Source organism: Sulfidibacter corallicola, from assembly GCF_017498545.1.
In the GTDB taxonomy this organism is placed as follows: domain Bacteria; phylum Acidobacteriota; class Holophagae; order Acanthopleuribacterales; family Acanthopleuribacteraceae; genus Sulfidibacter; species Sulfidibacter corallicola.
Genome location: NZ_CP071793.1, coordinates 4219269 through 4243349, shown reverse-complemented (window position 1 = coordinate 4243349; position 24081 = coordinate 4219269). Strand labels below are relative to the sequence as shown.

Here is a 24081-nt window from a genome sequence, read left to right as displayed (position 1 = left end):
TATCGGGACCCCGCCGTGCAAGCCACCGTTGACTGTAAGCGTTGCAGCGCCAGAATTTTACCTGAGCACCTCGACCTCGACCGGGGAATTGCGCACTGTGCTTCCTGTGGCGCCGTCTTTTCGCTCGAGGCCACGCTCGACGCCGCTGTCACACCAGGCATGGACATTCGTCGTTCCGAATCCGGTCTGTCCCTGACCCGGCGCTGGTATTTGCCCCGACATTGGCTCCTGATGTTGCTGGCCTTGGTTTGGAACGGGTTTTTCCTCCTTTGGCTGGCCAGGACGCCGGGTTTCGATCCGCTTTTGCGGCTGATGGCCGGAGTCAATCTGGGATTCGGGTTCATCCTGTTTTACGGGGCACTGGTGTTCCTGGTGAACCGCACCTCGATCGAGGTCGACTCCGGCCGGTTGCGATTGCGACACGGCCCCTTTCCGTGGCGACGCGGTCTCTCGGTCGAAATTGCCCAGATCGATCAACTCTATTGCAGCGAGCGGTTGGTGCGCCGTCGTGGTCGTGCCTTTCCCGTCTACCAGGTCAACATCTTCCTCAACAACGGCGAGCGTCGGCTGCTTCTGCGCGAGATCTACGACGTGAATCAGGCCTTGTACGTCGAGAACCAGATCGAACGGTTCCTGGGTATCCAGGATCGTCCCATTCTGGGTGAAGTGAAAAAGTAAACTGCACGGTCCGGCTCGGACGGTGTGTCGGGAACCGAGTTCCGGAATCCACAGCGGGTTCCGACGGTCGTGCGACGCCATTTTTTTCGGCACTCGTGTTCCGTTTTTTACGCCTTGAGCGGCAACTCGGACCTCACATCTTCAGTTTGGGGAAACTCTCGTGTCCGAGCAGAGGGCCCGATTTGGAAAAGGCGTATACATTTCGCAAAAAATGGCTTATAAAAAAGTACATACATTCACTCAGATTCATGCTCGGACGCGGCGAATCACGGAGGTTTCCATCCGGTCTCACTGCTCCCGTTCGCCATATTCGCCGCCGTGATGAGCTGGCCTACCGGTGGGATGGGCGCCGGAACATGCGGCCGTTCCTCACAATTGGGTCGGGTTGGCTTTTCGAAGCAGGTATCGAGCAACCACATTTGGTGCAAGGTCCATGATAACCAAGCAATACCAAAGCCTGTTCAACATCGTCAAAGCCTGCTTTGACTACTTTGGTATGTACCGGGCCGAAAACCCCGTGGTGGAGCGACATGGTCGGCTTCTTTCGGAAGCCTGTTCCTTTTGGTGGCGACGCGACGGCAGTCTGACCCTTCAGCTCCAGAGCAACCAGATTCTGATCAATCACCACGCGGTCGATCGCACCGTATTCTCGATGCCGACCACCCAGTGGTTTCTCGAGGCGTGTATCCAACGCAAAATCTACGAGGTGCTCATCCTTCAGGGAGCCACGATCGAGGACATCCACGCCTTCATCGGGTTGTTACACCGCGACAGCTATTTTTTCTCCAGTCATGGCAGCGCTTCCCAAATACTCCAAGGCGCCGGCGTCTATAAAATCCAGGTCAACCCTCCGGCCCTGGAAGACAGCTTCAACCGTCAGGCGCCCTTCAGTATCGGGACACCCACCCCGGCGTTCAAGAAACAATCGCCGGAAGAAGAGTCGACCGCGCCCGAGCGCGAGGCGGGGATACGGCGAACCGAGGACCTGGTGCCCGGTCTCTTCATTTCCACCGAGGATTACGAAACGCTCTACGGCACCATGCAGCACCTGGTGGATCAACAGCAAATGACCAAGGTCGCCGATTCCTTGACCCTGATGCGCAACGACTTGCGTTCGCTCGATCGCGGCGATCGCGAGCTGGCCTTCTCCAGCTATCAGGTCCTGGTCAAGGTCCTGATCCAAAACAACGAGCTGAAGGCGCTGTACCGCATCGTTAAGGCGATGCCCTTCGACCTGCGGATCTGCCAGGAGTTCGATCTGTATCGCATTCACTTGGAAACCTTTGCCGACATTTTGCGGCATTTCGGCGCGGAAGAACGGTACCGGCCCCTGCTCTACGGCCTGACGGTCATGGCGGAACAGAGTCAACGCCATCGCGATCCCTACAAGACCCTTTTGGAAAACAACCTGAAGAGCTTTCTCGAACCGCGGTTCCTGGAGCGCCTGGTTCGGGCGGCCGATTCGGAACAGGGTTTGCGGACGCGGATGAACATCTTGTTTCGGGAGCATGCGCTGGGGATTTTCAACTCCTTGATGCAGGTCCTCTTCGAAACCAAGGAACGACGCCTGCGCAAGATCCTGTTGGATACCCTGTTCAGCATGGGTGACGTCATCTTTCCCGACGTCATGAAGGAGTTGGATCTGGCGATCCGCGAGAACAAACCCTGGTACGTTCGCCGCAACCTGTTGCTGTTGCTTTCGGTCAAGCCACCGATTTCTTTGGTTCCGACCCTGAAATGGTTGCTGGAGAACGAAACCAGCAAGCGGGTGCTCGATCAGGTGTACCGCTGCCTGTTCCTGATCGAGGATTCACGCACCCTGGAACTCGGATACCGGTTATTGACGCAGCAGGAGGACGAGAATCGGCTCATCCGTCTCTTGGACTATGTCGCGTACGGTGGACAATCGGGTTTTGCACCGATTCTCATCGAACTGTCGGAGGATCACGATTCCGAGCGGGTGCGCCACGCGGCCTTGATGGCCCTGGGTAAACTCGACTGCCCCGTATCGATCGACTACCTCAAGAGCATTGTGAACAAGACCTCTTTTTTCAAGACCCGCAGTTCCAGCGGGCGGCGGGTGGCAGCCGTGCGTGCCCTGGGAGCCACCCGGGCGCCGCATCACATCAGCTTCCTCACCAAATTCATGACCGACAAGGACGACTCCGTGCGCCATGCGATCCAAGAGGTGTTGACCGGTTAGTCCGAACCCGATCGAAGCCGAAATGGGCGTCCGACGGGCTGGATTTCACGGTTCGGATGACGCGTGGATGAGGCCTCGACGGCCCGGTACCATCGAGACCTCGAGATTCAGTTCTGGTTTTGGGGTGCGTTCTCGTCGCCGGGTTCACCCTCGGGGGCCGGGGCCGCTTCCGACTTCGGTGCTTCCGGTGCGGCGATGCCGGGCGGAGCCTCGTCTTTGACGGGCGGTGTCACAATGGGCGGTGGTGGCGGTTCCACGTCGACGTAACCGATCGGTTCGCCTTGGCCGTCGAAGGCCAAGACGGTGTTGGTGAACTTGCCGCTGAACCGGTAGAAAAAAACTTCTTCCGAGCCCTTGTGACGTTTGGCGAAGGCCTCCAGTTTGGCGGCGGCCTCGGGATCGCCCTCCTTGAACTCGGCGACGTCGATGGCTCGTTCGCGGGCGAGCGACATTCGTTCTGCCAAGGGTTGCCACAAATAGATCTGGTGTTGGATATCGATTTGGTTCTCGATCACCATGCGCATGGTTTTCTTGGCTTCCGTCTTGGTGGCCGGTTCGCGAACGAAGACGAAGTGGGGGTTGGGCTTACCCAGGGATTTCAGATCGTCGGGCGTTTTCCCGATATTGGCCAAATCCTCGGTGCGCATGACATGAAACGTTTCCAAGAACAGGTAGACCGCGATGGGTCGTTCTTTGTAGACCAGGTTGAGCCCGTATCCCAAGGCACCAATCTGAAGCGCACCGATCACGACCAGGTCGAAAATCAGGGCTTTTCTCGATTTTGTCTCCTTGGCGATACACAGCGTCAGGAGCGGACCCATTACCAGGTCGACGAACGTGGCCACCCCAAGTCCGTAATAACCGCCTTCCGTCCAAAAATAAGGGATCGGATACCAGAACGTCAGTACCGCGCCCACGAAAACGGCGAATACCAAGATGGAAACCGCCAGGTGGCTGAGGAAGTATTTGAGGCGAAATGGGAAATTGCTCGCATCGCTGGCCATATAGGTGAAACTCCTTGTTCGGGATGTTCGCGGCACCTCGCCGCTGGCGGGCTCCTGCACCGTCGCTCGGTCGTGCGGTGGCCGGTGGTTCGATGGAGGTCCGGGAAACCCGCATCCGATAACGCTCGAAATGCAGAATTGCTTCGTTCCAAGTGAGCCGTTCGACAGACCCCTTGTGGATGGGCACCATTCTAGCGCGTTCGCGGATGTGGGAAATGCCCGCATCGCGCGAATCGCACATTTATGACCCCCGTTGCCTTTTGACACATTGGCCGAAGTGCGTGTTTCGCTTTCCATCGACCGCCGGCGGTCGTGGATCGCGGTGCCTTTTCCCGGTGCCGTTGCGGAGAGGCGACGGGCCGGATGGAATCAGGCGACGACCGAGGGGCATTGACTGCGGATGATGGTACAGATCCGGTCCAGATCCACTGTGGTCAGGGCCGTTCCCGAGGGCAGGCACAATCCTCGTTCGAAGAGTTCCTGCGACACCGCGCCGCCGATCGCCCGCGCCCCGTGAAACACGGGTTGGAGGTGCATCGGTTTCCAAACCGGACGAGATTCGATGTTCTCCGCCTCGAGGGCCAGGCGCAGGTCTTCGCGGTTGGCACCGAAAGCGGCGGGATCCACCAGAATCACCGTCAGCCAACGATTCGCTCGAGTGGAGGGACTCTCCGGCATGAACTGGATCCCCGGCAAATTGCCCAGGCGTTCGCGGTAGATTTCGAAAATTTCGCGTTTGCGGGTCACGCGTTCGTCCAAGACCCGCAATTGGCCGCGGCCAATAGCCGCACAAATGTTACTCAGGCGATAGTTGTAGCCGATCTCGGTGTGTTCGTAGTGGGGGGCCGGCTGTCGGGCCTGGGTGGACAGGTAGCGCGCGCGGCGGACCAGTTCGGCATCCTCGGAGGCCAGCATCCCGCCGCCCGAGGTGGTGATGATCTTGTTGCCGTTGAAGGAGTAGACCGAGGCGTAGGCGCCCTGACCCGCGTGGCGCCCCTTGTAGCAGGCGCCAAGGGCTTCGGCCGCATCGGAGATCACCGGGATTTCGTAGGGCGCACAGATTTCCAGGATGCGATCCATATCGATGCACTGGCCGTAGAGATCGGTGGGAATGACGGCCTTGGGTAGTTTGCCGCGCCGGGCGGCGCGCTCCAGTTCCTCGGCGAGCAGGTCCAGGTCCATGTTCCACGAAGATCGATCGCAATCGATCAAAACCACCCGAGCCCCCACGAAGGTGACCGGGCTGATCGAGCCGATGAAGGTCAGCGAGGATCCGATCACCTCGTCGCCGGGACCGACGCCCAATTCGCGCAACACCAAATGCGTGGCGGCGGTGCAACTGGCGAGGGCGACGCAATGGGGAATACCCACATAGGCCGCGAATCCCTCCTCGAAGGCGGTGAGCATGGGGCCGACCGGTGCGATGTAGTTGCTGGCAAAGGCTTCTTGAACCAATACTGCCTCGTCGCCACCCATGTGAGGTGGTGATAAGAAAATGCGATCCGCCATCGATTGTTCCTTGTTCTCGAGATCCTGCGATGCCTTACTTTAGCTCAAGGTTTCGCGCGGGTCTACACGGATCGGCCGGGGCCGCCCCGTCGTGGATCGCGTTGTGGTGGGGATCTATCCGCTTCGCCATGGGCGCGCGTCGCCGGGAAATTGGCCAAAGCAGGCTCGTTCTGGCCGCGCTTCGGTTAGAATCATGGGATTGTGGGTGCGGGCCCGCCAAGTCTCGCTTGATTGAAGGATTTATATGAGCGATCCCAAACCATCTTCGTCGGACCGATCCGAGACACCGAAAGCGGGCTGCTTCACGTTTAGCGGTTGGGTACTTTTCGCTATTGGATTCCTGGTTTTCCTAGTGTTTGCGGCCATCATCACGCTGCACCAATTGGGCATTTGGGACGAATTTTGGGACAATGTCCTGCGCTGACCGATTTATGGGCGGGGCGGCTGTCCGATACGCTCGGGACCGCGGCGCCGGTCGACATCGTGAAATGGGGCTGTGAATGGAACAAAAGGGAATGGCCACGCTCGATTATGCGAGGAGCCTCAACATCGTGCTCGTCGAACCGGAGATTCCGGGTAATACCGGATCGATCGGACGACTGTGTGTTGGGCTGGATATCACCCTCACCTTGATTGAACCTCTGGGTTTCTCGTTGGAAGACAAGTATATGCGGCGGGCCGGTCTGGATTACTGGCCTCATTTGAAATGGCGGACCCTGCCCGATCTCGAGGCGCTCTGGGGCCTGGCCGGGCCCGAGGCGCGTTTTTTCTACTTCACCACCAAGACCGATCGACCCTACGGCGAGGTGCAATATCGACCCGGCGATTTCCTGGTGTTCGGCAAGGAAACCAAGGGCTTGCCGGAATCGCTGTTGCGGCGTTTCCCCGAGCGGGTCTTCACGATCCCGATGTACGGCAAGACGCGCAGTCTGAACCTGGCGATGTCGGTGGGCATCGTGGCCTACGAAGCGGTGCGCCAGGTGAGTGACGGATTCTCGAAGACGCCCTGGCCGATGAGCCCGCCGGATGCTTGAGTGGCAATGCCGGGCGCTATGGAAACTGATTGAAGGACAAGGTTGACGCATGATCGTGGCGAATCGCAGTCGTATCCCGGTTCTGAAAGGTATTTGGTTCTACGCCTTGGCGCTTGTGATGGTGGCCGTACTCGCGAGTTGCGGTCGCCAACCGGGTTATACCCTCGTGGCACCCGAAACCAAGGTGCTCGAAATCGACGGCAGATTCATCGCCGGTGTGGAGGCGCCGACGCCCTACGCGCGCGCATTGCCGCCGAATCGCCGGGTTTGGTTGTGGGTGGGCAATCGCGAGAGCGGGGCGCGGACGGTTCGGGTTCACGGCGCGCAACCCGCCGTTCTGAACCTGCCCGCACGCAGTTGGTCGCGGCACGAACTATCGGTGACCGAACCCGCGGCGACCTTCGCGTGGGAAGGGGAGCCACTGTGGTTCGGCGAGCCCTTCGTGCTTCCCGAGGGGACCACCGACCGGCCCAACGTGTTGTTGATCAGCATCGATACCCTGCGTTACGACCTGTTCGACAGCGAACACATGCCGCGGCTGGCGGCGTCTTTTGCCCTGAACGGCCGCCTGTTCGAGAGGGCCTACACCACCGCGCCATGGACGCTTCCTGCCCATGCCTCGATGCTGACCGGGCTGTCGCCCGTGAAACACGGGGTGCGCCTGCCGCAACAGCTACTGAGCGACGATGCGGTGACCTTGGCGGAAACCATGCGCGATGCGGGCTACTACGCGATGGCCTTTACCGAGGGTAACTACGTGTCGGGGAGATATGGCCTGAGCCAGGGCTTTCACGACTTCGTCGAGGATCCCCCGCGCATGATGGAAAAGGACCCCGAGGCCATCTCACGCCTGGCGCCCAACATGGCCCGCTTGGATCGAGCCCTGGTCGACTCGGATCAGGCCCCGCTTTTCGTGTTTCTCCACACCTACGAGGTTCATTGTCCCTACCTGCCTCGCGATGGGCGCAGCGATCCGGAGGGGATCGGCATGACCGGCTGGCTGCTCGAGCACGAGTTCGACCCGCCGACCCCGGCGCAGATCGATTTGTTGCGCGATTTGTACGAAGGGGAGCTGGCCTACACCGACGGATTGATCGGACCCTTGGTCGAGCGATTGTTGGCTCGAGGTGACTGGACCATCCTGTTGACCTCGGATCACGGCGAAGAGTTCGGCGAGCACGGCGGCCTGTTGCATGCCGACACCCTGTACGAAGAGGTCATGCACGTACCGTTCGCCCTGGCGGGGGCGGGCATCGAACCCGCTCCTCCTTCGACCGATCTCGTTTCCATTCTGGACATTCCGCCGACGATCGCCGCGATCACGAAAACCCCTCCGAGAGATGATTGGGAGGGACGCAACCTCCTGTCTTCCGAGCCTTCCGGTGCGACACCCACACCGCACTTCGGTGAAACCTTCTTTCTGGGTCCCCACGTGCCGGCCGAAGACCCTCGCCTGGTCGCGGTGTGGCAGGGACAGGACAAACTGATCCAGTCGCGCAAGGGCGAGACTTACGGCGCCGAGCTGTTTCGCCTGGACCTGGACCCCTTGGAGCGGCAGAACCGCGCCGAATCCGAGCTGCAGCGACGGGACGCACTGTTCCTGTTCATGCAGGCCTATCTCGAAGGGCGCGGCCTGGATGCCGGCGATGTGGGCGAACTGACACCGGAGCAATTGGAAGTCATGCGCAGCCTGGGTTACGCCGAGTAGGGCGTGCTTTTCCCGATCCGGGGTTCAACCGGCTGCCGTTTCCAGCGAGGAATCCACCGATTTCGGAATCAGGATCTTGACCCCGAAGCCGCTGCCGGTTTCCGGGTGAAACAGGTTGATGGTGCCGCCGTTGCTTTCGACCAGTTCCTTGACGAGGCTCAGGCCGAGACCGGTACCCGTGCTCTCCCGCGTCAATTCGTTTTCGCAGCGATGAAAGCGGTTGAAGACCTTGGTCTCGTCCTCTTTGGGCACGCCGGGGCCGTTGTCGAAAACGATCAGGATGGCGTCCGTATCGGTTTCGTCGATGATGATCGTCAACAGGGGATTGGGATCGGTGCGGGCGTACTTGATGGCATTGTCGCAGAGGTTGTAGATGACCTGGGCCAGCGAATCCTTGTCGAAACGGACGTAGGGCGTCGAGCGCACCTGGTAGGAGTACTTCAGGCCGTTGTTCTCGATCCAAACCTGGAGTGGTTCCAGGGTTTCCTCGATGAATTCGTCCAGGAGCAACGAGTTCTTCTTGGCGCGGAACACGCCGCGCTCGATGCCGGAATAGTCGAGCACGTTCTTGATCAGGCGTGACAGGCGCTCCGATTCGCAGTGGATGTACTTGTAATAAGTGTGTTCCTTGCCCTTGGCCCAGCCTTCCAGCAGCATTTCGGTATACATGATGATGCTGGTCAGGGGCGCCTTGAGCTCGTGGGTGATCGCCGAAATGAAGTCGTTCTTCTTGCGCGTCAGGAAGGCCTGGGCGGAAATCAACTTACCCATGTGGAACATGGATGCACCGAGCACCAATATGAGGCAGAAGATGCTGAACCAGAAGCGGTTGCGTTCCTCGTAGTAACTCTGGAGGTAGGCCGCCTGGTCGTTTTTGCGTTTTTGCAGGGTCAGGTTACCGAAGGGTTCGATCAGTTTCACGCCACCGGCGACCGCGGTGGTTTCGCGAATCACCACGCTGCCGAATTCCGGCTGGCGGTGCTCCAGGTAACTGCTCTGGGAGCCTTGGTGAAAGATCAGTAGGTTGATCAGGAAACCCTGAATCAGGAGATGTTCGTCCACCAGCACGATGCGAAACGAAACGATGTACTTGTTGCCCAGGGTGTCCGGAAAGATGATGCTCGCGAAGTCGTAGTAACTGATGGAAACCCAGTCCTCTCCCTTCTCATCCAGGTAGGAGGGGTTTTGCGTCGCGAACTCGAAGAGCGTTTGCAGTTCGCTGAGCGATTCCTTGCTCTTGTTCAGCCGGCGACTGGCTTTCAGGTTGCGCAGGATGACGCTCTTGTCCATGCTGTCGATGTTGTCCACGCCCAGGCGGGTAATCAGCAGCGGCTTGATTTCCTGCTCGAGGAACTGACGGAACTGATCTACCATAACCTTGTTTTCGCGGCTGGTCTTGAAGGCTTCGTTCGTGTCGTAGGGCGTCGTGACCCGACGAGTGGCGGGGTCGAGCTGAAAGTAGCCGACGACGCTGTTTTCGATGATGTTGTACAGGCTCTCGGTCGTCTGGTCCATGCCGTCCACGATGCCGGACTCGGTGGGGCGCAGGTTCTTGAGTTGGCGTACCTTGTTCAAATAGAGCGGCGATCGTTGATAGACCAGGTCGCCGCCGGTAGTGGCAATCTGGTCGCCCTCGGAAAAGATGACCGGCAGGTAGTAAGTGAAGGGACGAACTTTCTCGCGCTCCAGAAAGCGTTGCCATTCCATCGAGAGGTCGCGAATGAAATCGTTGGCGACCCGATCGTGTTGGGCGTTCAAGCTGTTTTCCAACTGGAGCTTGTGGTTTTTCAGCGAAACGGTTCCCTGGTAGAAAAGAATGCTCACGGGAACCAAAAGCAAAACGATGTAACCGGAAAAGGTCTTGAGAATCCGGTTCTTCATGTCAGATGGCGTCCTCGATGATGTAGCCCTTGCCGCGTTTGGTCTTGATGATTTCCGGAGAGGAGGCGTTCTTTTCGATCTTCTGGCGGAGCTTGCCGATCGTCACGTCGACGGTCCGCGTTTCCAGGCCCACGTTCTTGTAACCCCAGACCTCGCGCAACAGGGTTTCCCGATCGACGACCTTGCCGATGTTCTCGCAGAGGATTTTGAGAATCATGAATTCTTTTTCGGAAAGGTGGAGCCGCTTTTCGTTGAGCCAGCAGGAACGCGCGTCGAAATCCACGGTGAGGTCCTTGACCCGCATGGGGCCGGAGCGCTTGTCCTGGTTCAGGGCCTCGACCTTGTCCAGCTCGCGCCGGCGCAGGTGGGCGTTGATGCGGGCCATCAGCTCCTTGATGGAAAACGGTTTGGTGATGTAGTCGTCCGCGCCTTTTTCGAGGCCTTCGATGCGGTCGCTCTCGCGACCCTTGGCGGAAAGGAAGATGATGGGTGCCTTGATCCCGCTTTCGCGCAGGTTTTCACAAACGTCGAGCCCGTTCAATTTGGGCAACATGATGTCGAGCAGGATGAGATCGGGGTGTTGCATGATGGCTTTGGAAAGGGCTTCATCTCCTCGTTCGGCAGAAAGCACCTCGAAGCCTTGAAAAGTCAAAGCGTCCACAATGCCTTCGCGAATTTTTGGCTCGTCTTCGACAACGAGGATTCTTTTCCGCATGCTTGCCTCCGTTTTGGCCAATCATATCACAAAGGATTTTTCCAAAAGCCGATTCTAAAGCCCGAAGCCGAGCGGTAAAAGGGACTTCCACGTGCTCGACGGCTTCGGTCCAAGCTGGGTTCGCTCCGGTCCGGCTGGGCGACTATAACCCAAGATGTCCCGTTCGGCATCAGGAGATCCGCCGGGTTTCGCCGCGAACCGGTCTCCAAACGAAAAAAGCTCCCGGGTTGGAGACCCGAGAGCTTTACGGACGAGAACCGCAGTTAAGACAGATTATCTCTTCGCGGCGCTTGCCTCATCATCGTCATTGTTGTTTTCGACGACGACCGCGCCCGCGACGACGGCACCACCGATGGCGGCGGCCGTCCCGGCCGAAACGCCCAAGATGGTTCCGGAAGCTGCGGCACCACCGGCGGCTGCTCCGGCACCGGCCGCGGCGACAGCACCTGCGGCCGAACCACCGAGACCGGTGGCGATGGCGGCAGATCCGCCGGCTACGGCGGCCTTGACCAATTTCTTGTTGGCAAACACGCTGTACACGTGAAATTGACCGTCACTGCCCTTGAACTTGAAGACCACGTTGGGGCCCAGGTTCATGATTTTCTGTAGCGTCGGAGAACCGGTGCTGTACCACTTGTTCCACTTCTTGCTCTTGTGGACGGCGGTAAATTCTTCGGTAACGGTGTAGTTGGCACCGAGGTCGCTATGGACCCAAATGCCTTTCTGGTAAGTGAAGTTCTGTCCGTCGATGCTTTTGGTTTCACCTTCGGACTGAGCGAAAAGTGTCAATGACGTACCTACTAACGCCAACAAACATAACCACTTCATTGCGGTCCTCCATACTGTGATTCAAACCTTTCAGGTGCCGTGTTCACATGCGAATTATTTTTTTGCAAAGCATACGTCTCATTATAGAAGATTTTTTGTGAGAATCCCAAGGCCAAACTTTCATATCGGATGTGTCGAAGGGTCTCCACACCCCGATGGGCATGCGAAACGGTCTGGGTCGAATGGCCTTTTGGCGGTGATTCGGCAGCTCCTCCGCAGGATTTACGGTGAGGTGCGTGGTTTCCACACCTTATCGGTCCACTTTCCCGCTACTTGACATTGAAGTGGGTATTTCCCGGAGAAGGTGACCCGGCACATTCCGTTCGAACGCCGAAAGGGACTTTTCTCGGTCGGATCCGTTCCGCGCCGATGCTACTGCCGCCGCCTGCGCCGTGCTAGGATGGGCGGCGTTCCGGCGCGCGCCGGTCGAGGAGGTACATCGATGGGTCGTATCAGGGTTTTGCCCGATCATCTGGCCAACCAGATCGCAGCCGGCGAGGTGGTCGAACGCCCGGCCTCCGCGCTCAAAGAACTGGTGGAAAACAGCTTGGACGCCGGTGCGGACAAGATCCGGGTGGTGTTAGAGGCCGGTGGCAAACGGCGCCTCCGCGTCGAGGACAACGGTTGCGGCATGGATCGCGACGATTGCCTGATGGCCTTGGAGCGCCACGCCACTTCGAAACTGACCCGTGCCGAGGATCTCTTTTCGATTCGCAGTCTCGGTTTTCGCGGTGAGGCGCTGCCAAGCATCGCTTCGGTGTCGCGCATGACGCTGGAGAGCCGCAGGGCCGAGGACGAAAGCGGTGTGCGCGTGGAGCTGAACGGCAGCAAATTGTTCAAGGTGACCGAAATCAGTCGCCCGCCGGGAACCACGATTACCGTCGATCAATTGTTCTTCAACATTCCCGCGCGCCGCAAGTTTCTCCGCAAGACCGAAACCGAGCTGAGCTGGATGGTGAACCTGATCACGCAATACAGCATGGCCCACATCGACAAGCATTTCATTCTGGAACACAACGACCGCACGATCATGGACGTCACTCCGGTCAAATCCTTGAAAGAGCGTATCTACCAACATTTCGGCAAGTCGATGATCGACGAGTTGGTGCCGTTCGAAAGCCAGCGCGACTGGTTGAAGGTTTGGGGATTGACCGCGCTGCCAACCCTTCTGAAGAACAGCCGGAACTTCCAGTTCCTGTTCGTGAACGGGCGCCTGGTGAAGGACAAGGTGCTGGCCCACGCCATCGGCGAGGCCTATACCGGATTCGGCGAAGGAAAAATCTATCCCGTGATCTTTCTCTTTCTCGAAGTGCCGTCGGAAGAAGTGGACGTGAACGTGCACCCGGCCAAGACCGAGGTGAAGTTCATCAATGCCAATGCGGTCCACGACGGCGTGCGCGACATCGTCCGCGAGGCGTTGGTGGCGGAACGCGCCGACATCCCCTACCGTTTTCGCGAGGGGTACCACGAGCATCCGTCCGAGCCGTCGCCGACGCGGGTGGATCCCTGGTCCCGGCCGGCCCAGCAGCAGAGTCCGCTGCCCGGCAGCGATCCGGCGTCGCAATCGCCGCTGTTTCAGGGCGGGCAGCGTCCACCCGTTGCACCCCAGGGCGGACCCACGCCGTACGACCGATTCGTGCGCAGCCATGGAGAGATCCAGGCGCGCGAACCCGCGCCGGGTGCGCCCGCCGCGACGGCCACGGCACCGGCGCCCGGCGGCGATTCCCAGCGGCCCCCCGGCCAGGCGCCTCCGATGGCGGTGCGCGGTCAACCGGCCGCCGAGAACGAACACCTCTTCGACGAACAGCAACGCAAGGAGATGCGCATGCCGCGCATCATTGGCCAGTTCCGCGACAGTTACATTCTGGCCGAACAGGACGGTGACCTGCTTTTGATCGACCAGCACGTGGTTCACGAGCGCATCCTCTACGATCAAATCAGTGCTTCGTTGGCCGCCGGTGCGGTCGAGCGCCAGGCGCTTCTCGTTCCCCAGACCATCGAATTGACACCGGCCCAGATCGTCGACCTGGAGCAGGTCCTGCCCGCGCTGCGCCAGTTCGGCTTCGACCTGGATCCGTTCGACGGCAACACCTACGTCATCCGCGAGGTGCCGATCTTCTTGGAGGGCGAGCGCTTGGATACCCTGGTCGCCGAACTCATCGAAAAGGCGCGCGGCGAGCGTCGGGAGACCGCGATCGAAGCCATGATCGATCACTACGCGGCGACCAAGGCGTGTAAGGCGGCGGTCAAGGTCAACATGCGCCTGACCCCGGAGAAGATGGAACACATGTTGGCCCGTCTCTACGAAAGCGCCACACCGATGTTTTGCCCCCACGGCCGCCCGATCGTCTTGCGTTTCAGCAACGAGGAGATCGAGAAAAACTTCCATCGCAAGTGAGGGCAACCGCGGTTTCGAGCGAGGTCCGTCGCGAATGAAGCATTCGGGAGCGCCGCCCGGGAACGGAACCCCGCGTTTCGTTGCGGTGGCGAATTCCCGGGCTCTCGATGCCTGCACGGGCCACGCTTGCAGGGGGAGGCTTCACTCAAGTAAGATAAGATACGGGTAGCCCCGTGCCTGACTCGACCTCCATCCCCAATCGGTCGAGCGTTTCGGTGGCCGGACCTATCTTCAATTGTATTAAAGGAACGCATGCAAGACGTCGTACTCATCGGTGTGAAAAGACCCCGGGATCGGGCCTGGGAGGTCGAGGAGTTCCTCGACGAACTTAAGTTATTGGCACAGAACCTGGACATGAACGGTCGATTTCGCCTGGTACAGAAGCGGGAAGCGCCCGATCCGGCGACCTTCGTCGGCAGCGGCATGGTAGAGAAAATCCACAATCTCGTGGTCAACGAATCGCTGAAGGCCGTGATCTTCGATGACGAGTTGAGCCCCTCCCAGCAGCGCAACCTGGAAAAACTGTTGCCGGTGCCCGTCTACGACCGAACCTTCGTCATCCTCAGTATTTTTCTCGAGCGCGCCAAGACCAAGGAAGCCAAGGCCCAGGTGGATCTGGCCCGCCTCAAATACGAATACCCGCGCCTGAAGAAGATGTGGTCCCACTTGCACCGCCAGGCCGGCGGCACCGGGATCCGCGGCGGTGAGGGTGAGAAACAGCTCGAGGTCGACCGCCGTATCGCCCGCCGCCAGATGCAGCGCCTGGAAAAAACGCTCAAGCGCTTCGAGCAGGGACGCAACACTCGCAAGAAGGCGCGCAGCCGCAACCTGATCAACATCGCGTTGGTGGGTTACACCAACGCTGGCAAATCCACCCTGATGAACCAGCTCACCAAGGCCAGCGTGGAGGCCGACGACCGGCTGTTCGTGACCTTGGACGCCACCTCGCGCCTGTGGCACGTGGATCCGGTACTCAAGATCGTTCTCAGCGACACGGTCGGATTCATCCGCAAATTGCCCCACGATCTGGTGGCTTCCTTCCATTCCACCCTGACCGAGGTGCGCGAGGCGGATCTCCTGTTTCACGTGATCGACGCCTGCCACCCCCATCTCGACGAGCTCCAGGAAACGGTTCGCGGTGTGATCGACTCCTTGGTTGACGAACCGGTTCCCACCGTGTTGTTGTTCAACAAAATTGACGGCCTCTCGAAAATGGAGCTCAAAAGCCTGAAGCGCGCCCATCCCGACGCCATTTTCATTTCCGCGTTGGAGAAGGTGGGAATGGACGATTTGCGCGAATTCGTCCGCCGGCGTTTCCAGTACATGTTGCGCCAGGTGAACCTGTTCCTGCCCACTGGCGCCATGGCACACTTTTACCGGCTCAACGACTACGGCCAAATCACCACCAGTCACCACCTGGACGAGGGCATTCGCCTCGGGTTCCGCGGGTTCCGCGAGCGCATCGACGCGCTGCTGCGCGAGGTTCCCGAACTCGAAATCGTCGAAAAGGGCCGACTTCAGCCGGTTGGAGAATCCCAATGAGTGACGATTTGGACGGATTTCGCCAATACCTGATGACGGATGACTGGGAACTGCTGGTCGGCCGCACCGCTCGCGACAACGACCGCTTGAGCATCAAGGTCGGCAAGGCCGGCGACTTCTGGTTCCACGTGGCGGGAATGCCGGGCTCGCACGTGGTGGCTCGCCATCCGAAACGGCCGACGCAGTGTCCGCGGGAAGTGAAGCGCGTCGCGGCGGGCTTGGCGGCCTTTTTCAGTAAGGCCCGCGCCGGCGGACAGGTGCCCGTTCACTGGACCACCTGCAAGCACGTATCGAAACCGCGGGGTTTACCGCCGGGAAAGGTAACCCTGAAGAAATACGAAACCTTGAAAATCGAACCGATCGATCCCGAAGAATATTTTGGAGGAAGCCCATGAGCATGACCCAAACGGTGGAAGATGCCTTAAAGAAACCCTTCGGTACCGTTTACGCCGACAAGATGGCAGTGGCGCGTTACAAGGACGGTGTCTGGACGCCGTTCGACATTCAGGAAGTCAAGCCGTTCGAGATGCATCCCGCGGCACACGTGTTCCACTATTCCAGCACCTGTTTCGAGGGGCTCAAGTGTCATCGTCAGGTTGACGGCAGTGTCCATGTCTTCCGGCTCGATCGCCACATCGAACGGTTCCGCAACAGCGCCGAGCGGCTGTGCCTGCCCATTCCCGATGCCGATCAGGTCGATGCCATGGTGTGCGAACTGGTCGCCGAATGCGCCGATTGGGCACCGGTCTTCCCCGGCTCGCTCTACGTACGGCCGACCCTGATCGGGACCCTGCCCAGCATCGGTGCCGCCGCCGGTCCCTCCACCGAGGCGCTGTTGTTCGTGATTCTCTCGCCGGTGGGTGATTACTTCAGCGGCGGCCTGCGTCCGCTCAAATTGCTGGTCGAAGAAAAGATGCGCACCGCCCCGACGCTCGGCATGGTGAAGACTGGTGGCAATTACGCCGCCGCCCTCTATGCGACCCGCAAGGCGCGCGAAAAGTACGGCACCGACCAGGTGCTGTTCGCCCCCGATGGTTTCATTCAGGAAACCGGTGCCGCCAACTTCCTGATGATCAGTGAAGACCGCATCGTCACCAAGGCCTTGGATCCCAGCTTCCTGCACGGCGTGACCCGCGATTCGCTGCTGAAGATAGGTGCGCGCATGGGTAAGGAAATCGAGGAACGTGAGATTTCCGTCGACGAACTGCTGACCTGGGCCAAGACCGGTGAATGCGCCCTTTCCGGTACGGCTGCGGTCCTGGGTGGTGTGGGTTCGCTTGTCTATCGCGAGGAGACCTACACTGTCGGCACCGGCGATTACGGCGACGAAACCGCCAAGATGCGTTCGGCACTGGTCGACATTCAGCGCGGCAAGGCCGAAGACACCTTCGGCTGGTTGAAGCGTATCTCTTAAATAAAGTAAATCACGTATCGAACGGTGAGCCCGCACTCGTGGGGGCTCACCGTTTCTGTCCTCCCCCCCGAACCAAGGATGCTCGATGTTGCTCGAACCCTCTCCGGATGGCTGGATCGAATGTGTGATGGGCGATTTTTCGGCCTTTTTGCTCGATCACGCTTCGGCGGAACGCAAGGCCTCGGCCATGGCGGTTTCGTTCGTGGTCCAGTATCCCGATCGCTTTGCGCTGCACACCCCGTTGATACGATTGGCTCGGGAAGAATTGCTGCATTATCAGCAGGTGATGAAGCTGGTGCACGAGCGCAACCTGATTTGGGAGCGCGACGAAAAGGATCCCTACGTGGGCATGCTCCTGCGGCGTCAGAGCACGCAACGCGAGGCGCGTCTCCTCGATCGCCTGTTGATGGGCAGCGTCATCGAAGCCCGGGGTGTCGAGCGCTTCGCACTCGTGGGCCGACACCAGGAAGATCCCCAATTGGCCGGCTTCTATCAGCGCCTCGCCAAGTCCGAGGCCAATCACGCCGATCTGTTTCCTCGGTTGGCACGCCACTATTTTTCCGACGACGAGGTGGCCGATCGTTTGGCCCAGTGGCGCCTTTGGGAGGCGGAGGCGATGCGCGCGGTGCCGATTCGTCCGGCACTGCATTGAGCGATCCTCCCCTCGATGCGTCCGCGGCCGGTGCGTACGCGACAACTCGCTTCGTCGTGCAAGTTTGGGAGAGGCGATGACAGCCGTGCATCTGTGCATACCGGTTTATGACGAGCGCGAATGGTTGCCGGATACGCTGGCCGGACTGGCGTCGCAGGAGTGGGACCGCAGCGAGGAACCCTTCGAAGTGTGGGTCTGCGTCAATCAGGGGCCCCAAACGCCGGAGCGCATTCGCGACGCCAATCGAGAGACGCTTCACTGGCTCGAGCGGACGCGCGGACACTGGCCCTTTCGGCTGCATGTCCTGGATGCCACCAGCCCCCCGGCGGCACCCGATGCGCGAGAGGCCGGCGTCGGATGGGCCCGTCGCCATCTCTTCCGTCAGGTGGTGGCCCGCGTGGGGACCGATTTTATCGGCGTTTCGCTGGATGCGGACACGCACTTGGAGCCCAACTACCTGGGTGAGGTCGTACGGGCCTTCGCCCGCCATCCCAACGCCGTCGGATTGGCTGCGCCCTTCTACCACCGCCTGCCGCAAGATCCACAACAGCAACTCAACCTGCTGCGTTACGAACTCTACATTCGTTACTATCAGATCAATCTGTGGCGCATCGGCAGCCCCTACGCATTCGTGGCCTTGGGTTCGGCCATGGCGTTTTGCGGATGGGCCTACGCGGCGGCGCGCGGCTTTCCCGTGCGGGCGGCCGGCGAGGATTTTTACTTGTTACAGGCCCTGCGAAAGATCGGCCCGCTGATTCGCTGGATCGACAGTCGCGTCTATCCGGCTTCGCGGCCCTCGGAACGGGTGCCCTTCGGAACCGGGATCCTGGTGGCCGAGGAGGATTTGGGTCTCCAGCGACGGCGCTTTCCGTTTTTCGCGCCGTCCAGTTTCGAGCTGCTTGGCCGGACCTACGCCATGCTGCCCGATTTTTTTCGCGTACACCGCGAATTGCCGATCGGCGACTTTCTCGAACGCGAATTGAAAGGATATGGGGCCTTCGACCGCATGCGCGGGAATTTCAAGGACGAACGGCGGTTTGTCAAAGCATGGCACGAACGGGTCGACGGTTTGCGGATCCTGCAGATGTTGCGTTTCTTCGAACCCCAGCGGGAACCGTCGGCGGCCTTGGACGCCGAGCGCCTCGGAGCCTTGTTCGAAGGGGCTGATGACGCGCTGCGTCAGGATGCCTTTTCAGAACGGAACCTCGCCGAATTGGACGTGCTGCGCGATCGGCTGTGCCGCTGGGAAGCCCGCTTTCAGCGCCGCTTCATGGCGGATTGGAAGGCCGACGCGCGGTGGTGATATCAGGTAAATCTCTCATAAAGCCAACCCTTTTTTAGTTGTTGTTTCCAGGTGATTTTTATTAGAATATGCTCAATGATGGCCACTGCGCGTTTTGGACAGGTTTGGAAGCGTTTTTCAAATGGATACACCTGCCTTGGCCAAGTGAACGTGAATTTTAGTTGACTCACTAACAAAGTGCGGCGGTTCCTGTTGCCGTGGGCCGGTTGAAAACTGCCGCTTCCGCTCGGAGCATCATGCAAGTCGTACATGGTTTGTGGACCACCACGAAAAGAGAGGGTCCGGGTTTATTCGTTTGGCTTGAAGACGCCACCATGCGTTTGAAAAACCAGCTTTTCGAGCCCATTTCGGATTTTACCCCCGGTGGTAAGGGGAAAGTGCGCGGACGTGTGGCGAACATGCCCGAAATGCACCCCTACTCCCTGGAACCGGGGCAGTTGTCCTATGTCGTCAGAGATTTGGTCAAAACCAGTTTCGGGGGCGCCGCCCCGTCGCTGAACACCACCACGATCGATCTGGTGGTCCCCAGTAGTGAAGATGCCCCGCTTCCTTCACCCTGGCTGAAAAAGAGCCTTTTCGGTAAATCACACCAGGTCAAAGACATGGTGATGGGCTCCTGGCGTGTGAACGCGGTCCATCTGCCGCCGCCCATCGCGCTCAAATGGTTGGTCAGCGTCAAGATACCCCGCGCCACTCAACGATTTGCCTACGGCGAGTCGATCCAGTTCTGGAAAGAGGCCGCCAATCTGGTGTTCTACAGTTTGATTCACGGAACCTACCAGCCGGTGCTGGAGAAGGTCGACCACCAGATTCGCGCCCATTGGTTGCTGAACTCCAAGATTCTTTCCAACCAGTTGGAAAACATGCAGAAGCGCCTGCCCACCTGCTGTTCGGCCGAATGGAACTCCGACGGGGCGCGGCGCACCAAGGAATCGATCATTCGCGATTTTTTCGACACCTCGATCGATCACCTCGTACGCCACGTGGCCGGCCCGGGCGCGATGGAGGCTTTCGCCGGCGGACGTTCCCAGCGCAAACGCAAAAAGCAGAATCCACTCGATTCGCTCACGTTGCCGCTGCTCAAGGCGCTCTACAGCAAGCAGAACAGTTTCAGTGCCGCTCGCGACGTGCAGACCGCGTTCGTGGCCCTGGTTTCCAACTGGCTGGGCAGTTCGACCCAAGGCAGCAATCGCCTGTGGCAGACCTGTTTCACCGTCTTGCCACCCGAAATCGGGAACGCCAAGATCGAGGATCTCGATCCCCGCGCCCGCGTGTGGCGCGTGGTCTTTTCCCTGCAAAACATCAAGGATCCCAGCCAGCACATCTACGCCCAGGAAATCTGGGAAAACCTGGTGCCCACCCAGACGGGCGGCGAGTCCCTGCCGGAAAAGTTCCTGCGCGACCTGGGGCGGGCCCTGCCGCACATGCCCGAGTTGCGCGAAGTCTTGGACGAGCAGTACCCGACCCACGTGGACCTGTCCACCGAAGAGGTGTACGCCTTTTTGGCCGATCAGGCGCCGCACCTGCAATCCGCCGATTTCGGCGTGGTCCTGCCCAACTGGTGGAAGAAGGAATCCAAGCCGCTGACCACCAAGATCTCCATCGACAGCAGCGCGTTCGAGAGCAACGGCATGCTGGGCTTCGATTCCATGGTGAATTTCTCCTGGAAAGCGGCGGTGGGCGGTAAGCCGATCTCCGACGAAGCCTTCCAGAAGATGGTGAAGCACAAGATGGCGTTGCTGCCCATCGACGGCCAGTGGGTCGAGATCCGATCCGAGGATCTCATCACCGCGGTCAATTTCTTCAAGGATCGCGACACGCGCGGGGAGATGACCTTGCGTGAAGCCGTGCAGATGGGTTTGAAGAGCGAAGATCTCAAGTCGGTGTTTCAGGACGTTTCTTTCGATTACGAGGGCTCGCTGGCCCAATTGTTCGAAAACGAAGAGGAAAAGCTGCCGGCCATCGAGCAGCCCGCGACCCTCGTGGGGCAGTTGCGCCCCTACCAGGTGCGCGGCCTGTCCTGGTTGATCTTCAACGATCACCTGGGGTTCGGTGCCTGTTTGGCCGACGACATGGGTCTCGGGAAAACCATCCAGCTTCTTTCGCTGATCCTGAAGGAACGCGAAGAGGGCTCCGTGCGGCTGAATTCGACCCCAACCCTGTTGGTCTGCCCGATGTCGGTCGTCACCAACTGGTACCGCGAGGCCGCCAAGTTCACGCCGTCGCTGCGGGTGCTGATCCACCATGGCGCCAACCGCCACGGATCCGAGACGTTTTTCAAGGTGTACAACGCCTACGACCTGATCATCACCACCTACCACCTGGTCAATCGCGATTCGGAAATGTTCGGCGAGATCAAGTGGCATCGCATCGCGCTCGACGAGGCGCAAAACATCAAGAACCCCAGCGCGCAGCAGACCCAGGCCATCTTGAAGACGGACAGCGACCGGCGGATCGCTCTGACGGGTACACCGGTGGAGAACAAGCTGTCCGAGCTGTGGTCGATCATGGAATTTCTCAACCCCGGGTACCTGGGTTCGCTCAAGAACTTCCAATCGCGGTTCGCGGTGCCCATCGAGCGCCAGGGCGACCGCAAGAAGGCGCAATTGTTGCGCCGCCTGACACAGCCGTTCATTCTGCGGCGCCTCAAGACGGACAAGAACATCATTCAGGATCTGCCGGAAAAGAACGAAATGAAGGTGTACTGCAGTCTAACCGACGAGCAGGCGGCCATGTACCAGGGTTACGTCCAGCAGCAGCTCAACCAGATCGAGAACGCGGAGGGCATTCACCGCAATCAGCTCGTATTGACGACGTTGATGAAGTTGAAACAGATCTGCAACCACCCGTCCCATTTCCTGGGGGACGGTTCCGAGGTGGACGAGCGCTCCGGCAAGCTGATGCGTTTGACGGAGATGTTGGAAGAGGCCCTGGCCGAGGGCGACAAGTCGTTGATTTTCACTCAGTTCACTCAGATGGGCGAAATTCTCAAGAGCTTTCTCGGTGAGAAGTTCGAGGAAGAGATCCTCTTCATGCACGGCGGCATTTCCCAGCAACAGCGCCAGGTGTTGGTGGATCGATTCCAGGATCCCAAGGGGCCCAAGGTGTTCATTCTGACCGTCAAGACCGGCGGTACCGGCCTCAACCTCACCGCAGCTACCCACGTGTTCCACTTCGATCGATGGTGGAACCCCGCCGTGGAGAACCAAGCCACCGACCGTGCTTTCCGCATCGGCCAGAAGCGCAACGTTCAGGTGCACAAGCTGATCACCACCGGCACCCTCGAGGACCGCATCGACATGATGATCGAAAAGAAGAAAGAGTTGGCCGAAAACATCGTCGGATCGGATGAAGCCTGGTTGACCCAATTGTCCACCGATGCCTTGCGCGATATTTTGACGCTCTCTTTAAACGAAGGATAGTTCCATGGTCGTGAAGAGGTCGAGTTCCAAGAAGCCCCTGCAGAAACCTCGTCCCAAGAATACGCCTGTCATCGCCTTGACGGGGACGCCGCCGCAAGCCAAGCAGACCTGGTGGTCGCAGCGCTTCATCGAGGTGCTCGAATCGTTCAAGATGGGTAGCCGTCTGGCGCGCGGCAAGGCCTACGCGGAAGAGTCCAAGGTTCTCAAGTTGGCGATGTCGCGCGGCATCGTCACGGCAACTGTCCAGGGCAGTCGCAAGGCCAGTTATCGAGTCTCGATCCGGCTGGAGCCGCTCTCCGACTCCGCTTGGAAACAAGTGACGCACAATTTGACGCGCAAGGCGATTTACGCGGTAGAATTGCTGCAAGATCAGATGCCGCAGGATATCGAGGAAGTTTTCGCCGCTGCCCACGTCAGTTTGTTTCCGGCCCGCCTGGAAGAATTGGAAAGCAGTTGCGACTGCCCCGATTGGTCGAACCCCTGCAAGCACATTGCGGCGACCTACTACATCCTCGCCCAGCATTTCGATCTGGACCCGTTTCTCATCTTCGTTTGGCGCGGCCGCCTGAAAACGCAAATCATCGAGTTTTTGCGCAATTACTGGCGCACGGGCAAACCCAAATCCAACGGTTTTGGATCCAATTTGAAGAAGGTGGACGAGGAGGATTACGAGCGCTATTGGTTCGGCAATTTGGACGTCAGCGAATCCACGCCGCTCAATCCGTTCAGCGACGCGGTACCCGATTCGTCGGTTCGCAAGCTGGGCCCCTCGCCGGTCCAGTTGGATGGCCAGGACATCGCAGAGATCCTGGCCGATGCCTATACCACCACCAGTGACCTCGTCAGATCCTGGGCTTTGGACAAATCCGCCAAAACCAAAATTGTGTTGGGTTGATACGGTCTTGGGTTGATGTTTGCGCCGTTCACGTGCATACTGTGGCGTTTTTAAAAGGTTGTCAGCAACACACGACGATGAGATGTTCTCCCTTCCCGTTCGTCTTTTTTCGCGGACGGCCCGAGACCTTCGTTGTTCAATGTGAATCACTGTAACGACCACATCCTCACAAAGGAGCTTTTCCATGCTAGTTTCCAAGAAAGCCCCCGAATTTACGGCGACTGCGGTTATGCCGGACAATGAAATCAAGGAAATCAGCTTGGCCGACTACCAGGGCCAAAAAGTTGTGCTTTTCTTCTATCCGCTTGATTTTACGTTTGTTTGTCCCACCGAGCTGTTGGCCTTCGACCATCGTATCGCCGAGTTCGAGAAGCGCGGCGTTCAGGTCCTCGGTTGCTCCATCGATTCTCAGTTTTCTCACCTCGCTTGGAAGAACACCGCTACCGACCAGGGTGGCATCGGTCAGGTGAAGTACCCCTTGGTCGCCGACCTCGACAAGAACATCGCGCGTGCCTACGACGTCCTGATCGGTCGCGACGACGAGGGCAACGGCGGTGCCGTGGCCCTGCGCGGTTCCTTCCTGATCGATGAAGAAGGCGTGGTTCAGCATGCCGTGATCAACAACCTGCCGCTTGGCCGCAACATCGACGAGATGCTGCGCATGGTGGACACCCTCAACTATCACCAGAAGCACGGTGAAGTGTGCCCCGCGGGCTGGCAGGAAGGCGATGCCGGTATGAACGCGTCTCCCGAAGGCGTTGCCGCATACCTGAGCGAAAACGCGGAAAAGCTGTAAGTTTTTCCCCGAACGAGCCGGACGGCCCCGCCGTTGCGGCTCGTTTGTCCATCGAGTGCCGGGTGAGGGCTTCCGCCGCGTCTCGCCCTTCGCCTCCAG

General features: G+C 59.2%; 19 protein-coding genes. 13 read left to right on the top strand and 6 right to left on the bottom strand.

The genetic code is table 11. The features are described 5' to 3' along the window. Positions 1-15 precede the first annotated feature (15 nt). The gene (locus tag J3U87_RS12695; protein WP_237383414.1) at positions 16-678 is read left to right on the top strand and encodes a hypothetical protein; all 663 of its coding nucleotides are present in this window, start codon (positions 16-18) and stop codon (positions 676-678) included. Between the two features lie 433 nt (positions 679-1111). Then, a complete protein-coding gene (locus J3U87_RS12690) occupies positions 1112-2881 on the top strand; it encodes a HEAT repeat domain-containing protein (protein ID WP_237383413.1) in 1770 nt (589 codons plus the stop codon). Between the two features lie 107 nt (positions 2882-2988). Here J3U87_RS12690 and J3U87_RS12685 read toward each other — a convergent pair whose 3' ends face one another. Continuing rightward, entirely contained in the window at positions 2989-3885 is an 897-nt protein-coding gene (locus J3U87_RS12685) for a hypothetical protein (RefSeq protein ID WP_237383412.1), read from the bottom strand. A gap of 369 nt (positions 3886-4254) precedes the next feature. Further along, positions 4255-5394 carry a DegT/DnrJ/EryC1/StrS family aminotransferase gene (locus J3U87_RS12680; protein WP_237383411.1) on the bottom strand — a complete coding sequence of 380 codons (1140 nt, stop codon included), beginning with the start codon at positions 5392-5394 and terminating at the stop codon, positions 4255-4257. Positions 5395-5894: 500 nt separating this feature from the next. Here J3U87_RS12680 and J3U87_RS12675 point away from each other — a divergent pair, with 500 nt between their 5' ends. Together J3U87_RS12675 and J3U87_RS12670 are read left to right on the top strand one after the other, a co-directional pair. Further along, positions 5895-6428: a tRNA (cytidine(34)-2'-O)-methyltransferase gene (locus J3U87_RS12675; protein WP_237383410.1), complete on the top strand. Its 534-nt coding sequence runs from the start codon at positions 5895-5897 to the stop codon at positions 6426-6428. 49 nt (positions 6429-6477) lie between these two features. Further along, the gene (locus tag J3U87_RS12670) at positions 6478-8136 is read left to right on the top strand and encodes a sulfatase (RefSeq protein WP_237383409.1); all 1659 of its coding nucleotides are present in this window, start codon (positions 6478-6480) and stop codon (positions 8134-8136) included. 24 nt (positions 8137-8160) lie between these two features. On the opposite strand, the gene J3U87_RS12665 is transcribed toward J3U87_RS12670, so the two are convergent. From J3U87_RS12665 to J3U87_RS12655, 3 genes are all read right to left on the bottom strand, one after another. After that, entirely contained in the window at positions 8161-10017 is a 1857-nt protein-coding gene (locus J3U87_RS12665) for a sensor histidine kinase (RefSeq protein ID WP_237383408.1), read from the bottom strand. 1 nt (position 10018) lies between these two features. After that, on the bottom strand, positions 10019-10732 hold the full coding sequence (locus J3U87_RS12660) for a response regulator transcription factor (protein ID WP_237383407.1): 714 nt from the start codon (positions 10730-10732) through the stop codon (positions 10019-10021). A 273-nt stretch (positions 10733-11005) separates the two neighbouring features. Further along, complete coding sequence (locus J3U87_RS12655) at positions 11006-11560, bottom strand: hypothetical protein (protein WP_237383406.1); 555 nt, start codon at positions 11558-11560, stop codon at positions 11006-11008. Positions 11561-12002: 442 nt separating this feature from the next. Between J3U87_RS12655 and mutL the strand changes: the two genes are divergently transcribed. From mutL to J3U87_RS12625, 6 genes are all read left to right on the top strand, one after another. Next, positions 12003-13958 (top strand): DNA mismatch repair endonuclease MutL, encoded by a 1956-nt coding sequence (gene mutL, locus J3U87_RS12650; protein WP_237383405.1) that lies wholly within the window; start codon positions 12003-12005, stop codon positions 13956-13958. 252 nt (positions 13959-14210) lie between these two features. Beyond that, positions 14211-15500 carry a GTPase HflX gene (gene hflX / locus J3U87_RS12645; protein WP_237383404.1) on the top strand — a complete coding sequence of 430 codons (1290 nt, stop codon included), beginning with the start codon at positions 14211-14213 and terminating at the stop codon, positions 15498-15500. After that, a complete protein-coding gene (locus J3U87_RS12640) occupies positions 15497-15895 on the top strand; it encodes an NFACT RNA binding domain-containing protein (RefSeq protein WP_237383403.1) in 399 nt (132 codons plus the stop codon). Before hflX ends, J3U87_RS12640 begins: the two co-directional genes overlap by 4 nt. Continuing rightward, the gene (locus tag J3U87_RS12635; RefSeq protein ID WP_237383402.1) at positions 15892-16914 is read left to right on the top strand and encodes a branched-chain amino acid aminotransferase; all 1023 of its coding nucleotides are present in this window, start codon (positions 15892-15894) and stop codon (positions 16912-16914) included. The genes J3U87_RS12640 and J3U87_RS12635 overlap by 4 nt, the downstream gene beginning before the upstream one ends. Positions 16915-16999: 85 nt before the next feature. Further along, positions 17000-17566 carry a tRNA-(ms[2]io[6]A)-hydroxylase gene (gene miaE / locus J3U87_RS12630; RefSeq protein ID WP_237383401.1) on the top strand — a complete coding sequence of 189 codons (567 nt, stop codon included), beginning with the start codon at positions 17000-17002 and terminating at the stop codon, positions 17564-17566. A 76-nt stretch (positions 17567-17642) separates the two neighbouring features. Next, positions 17643-18869, top strand: a complete 1227-nt coding sequence (locus J3U87_RS12625; protein WP_237383400.1) for a glycosyltransferase family 2 protein — start codon at positions 17643-17645, stop codon at positions 18867-18869. 2 nt (positions 18870-18871) lie between these two features. Here the strand turns inward: J3U87_RS12625 and J3U87_RS12620 are convergent, their stop codons facing one another. Further along, positions 18872-19120 (bottom strand): hypothetical protein, encoded by a 249-nt coding sequence (locus tag J3U87_RS12620; RefSeq protein ID WP_237383399.1) that lies wholly within the window; start codon positions 19118-19120, stop codon positions 18872-18874. A gap of 147 nt (positions 19121-19267) precedes the next feature. Between J3U87_RS12620 and J3U87_RS12615 the strand changes: the two genes are divergently transcribed. The 3 genes from J3U87_RS12615 (at position 19268) to J3U87_RS12605 (ending at position 23982) form a co-directional block, all read left to right on the top strand. Continuing rightward, positions 19268-22291: a DEAD/DEAH box helicase gene (locus tag J3U87_RS12615; protein WP_237383398.1), complete on the top strand. Its 3024-nt coding sequence runs from the start codon at positions 19268-19270 to the stop codon at positions 22289-22291. A 4-nt stretch (positions 22292-22295) separates the two neighbouring features. Next, a complete protein-coding gene (locus tag J3U87_RS12610; RefSeq protein ID WP_237383397.1) occupies positions 22296-23186 on the top strand; it encodes an SWIM zinc finger family protein in 891 nt (296 codons plus the stop codon). A gap of 184 nt (positions 23187-23370) precedes the next feature. Next, complete coding sequence (locus tag J3U87_RS12605) at positions 23371-23982, top strand: peroxiredoxin (protein WP_237383396.1); 612 nt, start codon at positions 23371-23373, stop codon at positions 23980-23982. Positions 23983-24081: the final 99 nt, after the last annotated feature.